Raw genomic sequence first — 2,813 nt, 5'->3', positions numbered from 1 at the left:
CTTACGGGTCGCATTTTTATATTAATTCCCGCTTATGCAAAAATAACTGGGCAGGACCGGCTAGGTTGAGAGTTGCGGAGTGGCAAAGATGTGCTCGAGTGCGAGAGGAGAGATCGAACTGCCGTTTGCGAATGCGATGCATCAACTCGATGCCTGAAATCGTGGTCGCGGCACTCCTGACCCGTTTGAAGCCGAGCATCACGTTCGTCCTGGACTTGATGTTTCGATGATCCATTCAGATACTTCGACGAGCGCACGATCGTTCCCTCAGGCAGCAGACCATCAGCGATCATCTCCCGCGCGGCCCGGTGCGAGGCGGCATACCCATCGAGCGTGATCGTCTCCGGTGGCTGACCCTGATGTTTCATTGCCTTGCTGAAAAAGGCTTTTGCCGCAGCCACGTCGCGCTTTGCGCTGAGCATGAAGTCCACTGTCTGGCTGACCCGATCCACCGCTCGGTACAGATAAACCCATTTGCCGCGAATCTTCCGATGGGTCTTGTCAACACGCCATGACCGCCCTGCCGGTATGGCAAAATGATTCCAGCGCTTCACGAACTCCGGTGTAAATCGCTTCACCCAACGCATGATCGTCGTGTGCGCCAGCGACAGTCCCCGCTCGGCCATCATCTCGATCAGATCGCGTAGGCTGAGCTTGTAGCGAAGGTACCAGGGCACGCACACAACAATGATCTCTCGATCAAAATGCCGTCCATCGAACAACCCCTCCATACCTCTCCGCTTGCTCTTCACCGGCTACCAGTCCGTCAGGCTGACTACTTTAACCGGTTCCCCAGGCCTATTTGCAGAGCCATCTGAACTACGTGGGCGACCTGGGGCTGGCGGCCGGACCGGATCTGTTCGCGGGTGTTCGCGATGCCGACCTGCTTGTGGTTGCCGGCGCCCGGCGCGGTGAGCTGACCACGGCCGGTTATACGCTCGTCGATATCCCCGTGCCGAAGCAGCAACTCGTGCATGTGCATCTGGGTATCGAAGAACCGGGGCGCGTGTATCAGCCGTCGATCGGCATCAACAGCGCCATGGCAGCGTTCGCTCGCGCGGCGCGTGCGCTGGAACCGCGTGCGCGGGCGCCTTGGACATCCGATACCACGGCGTTGCGCGCGACCAAAGTCAAGGCGCTCGAGTCGGTGGGTCTCACCGGGGGTGGTGCAGATGAGCGAGGTCGTGAGATGGCAGAGCGGACGGGTTCCCGCCGATACGATTGTGACCAACGGCGCGGGCAATTATTCCGCGTGGCTGCAGCGCTATTTCCAGTACAAGGGTTTTCGTACGCAGCTTGCGCCGACTAACGGTTCAACTGACTATGGCGTGCCCGCTGCCGTCGCGGCGAAGCGGATCGCGCCGGATCGCATGGTGATTGCGTTTGCCGGCGACGGCTGTTTCCTGATGAACGGACAGGAACTCGCGACGCCGCGCAGTGTCGGGCGAATGTCATCTTCGCGGTGGTAAACAACGGTATGTGCGGGACCATCCGCATGCATCAGGAGCGCGAATATCCCGCACGCGTCTCGGCGACGGACCTCGTCAATCCTGACTTCGCGATGTTCGCGCAGGCGTTCGGTTGTCACGGCGAAGTTGTGGAAAGCACAGCGCAGTTCGCGCCGCTTTTGAACGCGCAGTGGCCTCGGGACAACCTGCGCTGATCGAGATCCGCATGGACCCGGACGCGCTGACGCCGCGCTTGAGCCTGACTGAAATTCGCGCGAACGCGCTGGCGAACATGAAGGGCTGATGTCGCACGGCGCAAGAAGGCCGCCGGGTTCCATTTCGCTGAACTTGGCGCAGCCTTCTCAAAGGCCCAGCAAAGTATCCGTTGCTACCTGGCTCGTGACGGGACGGCCGGTCCAGTAACCCTGCATGGCATCGCAACCGAGTGACGTCACCGCCGCCGCTTGATCCGCCGTTTCGACGCCTTCCGCTACTGTCCGAATGTCAAGCGAACGCGCGAGGGCGACCATGGCCTCGATCATCGTGCGCGCATGCGGACAGGTTTCCTGCGACGTCAGCCCCTGAATAAATGACTTGTCGATCTTCATGCAGTCGACCGGCAAGCGCGTCAGGTAGGCGAGGCTTGAGTAGCCGGTGCCGAAGTCGTCGAGCGAGACGGTGACGCCCATGCGCCGCAATTGCGACAGGTTCTTCGCGGCGGCAGCAAAGTCTTCCATGACCGCGGTCTCAGTGACCTCAATATCGAGTACCCTCGCTTCAACGCAGGCATCTGACAACGCGCACGCGATGGTCTCGACCAACTTCGAACTCTGGATGTTGCCGGCCGACAAGTTCACCGCGACTTTGATCTGCGTATGTCCGGCGCGATGCCACGCGGCAACTTGCCGGCACGCTTGCCTGATGACCCATCGGCTGGTCTTTTCGTATGCGGGCGACGCCAGCAGCAGCTCCATGAATTGCCCGGGCACGAGCACGCCGAGATTGGGATGGTTCCAACGGATCAGCGCTTCGAAGCCATAAAGGCGCTGCGTCCCGCATTCCACTTGCGGCTGATAGAAGAGCGCGAACTGGTCGCACTCGAGCGCCGTCTGCAAGTCAGCGCGCAACTTCCGCCTTTGAACGAGGCGCTCGGCGTCCGCATGCCCAAACACCCGCGCGCGCATGCCGCCCGCGCGCTTCGCTTCGTACATGGCGGTATCGGCGTTGCGCAGCAGTTCGTCGGCCGTGCGGGCAGACTCCGGATAACGGGCAATCCCAATGCTTGCGCCCACCGTTCCCGCCACATCTCCTATGGAAATGGGTAGCCCGCTCGCTGCGATCACCTGTTCGGCGACGTTGAGCGCG

At 61.0% G+C, this 2,813-nt stretch carries 2 protein-coding genes and 2 pseudogenes; 2 read left to right on the top strand and 2 right to left on the bottom strand.

Going from position 1 to position 2,813, the window contains the following annotated elements; translation table 11 throughout:
- Positions 1-16 precede the first annotated feature (16 nt).
- A pseudogene (locus tag JWR14_RS36695) lies at positions 17-731 on the bottom strand (IS6 family transposase).
- A gap of 71 nt (positions 732-802) precedes the next feature.
- On the opposite strand from JWR14_RS36695, the gene JWR14_RS36690 reads away from it, so the two are divergent.
- Together JWR14_RS36690 and JWR14_RS38670 are read left to right on the top strand one after the other, a co-directional pair.
- Positions 803-1,309 (top strand): hypothetical protein, encoded by a 507-nt coding sequence (locus tag JWR14_RS36690; RefSeq protein ID WP_299719365.1) that lies wholly within the window; start codon positions 803-805, stop codon positions 1,307-1,309.
- A pseudogene (locus JWR14_RS38670) lies at positions 1,224-1,663 on the top strand (thiamine pyrophosphate-dependent enzyme). The gene JWR14_RS36690 and the pseudogene JWR14_RS38670 overlap by 86 nt, the downstream one beginning before the upstream one ends.
- 147 nt (positions 1,664-1,810) lie before the next feature.
- On the opposite strand, the gene JWR14_RS36685 reads toward JWR14_RS38670, so the two are convergent.
- A partial coding sequence (locus JWR14_RS36685) for a GGDEF domain-containing phosphodiesterase (RefSeq protein WP_299719363.1) occupies positions 1,811-2,813 on the bottom strand: 1,003 nt, incomplete at its 5' end.

Origin of the sequence: Caballeronia sp. (genome assembly GCF_028292365.1) — a bacterium.
In the GTDB taxonomy this organism is placed as follows: domain Bacteria; phylum Pseudomonadota; class Gammaproteobacteria; order Burkholderiales; family Burkholderiaceae; genus Caballeronia.
Note: the sequence above shows the minus strand (reverse complement) of the source record. Positions and strands in the feature narration are given on the sequence as shown.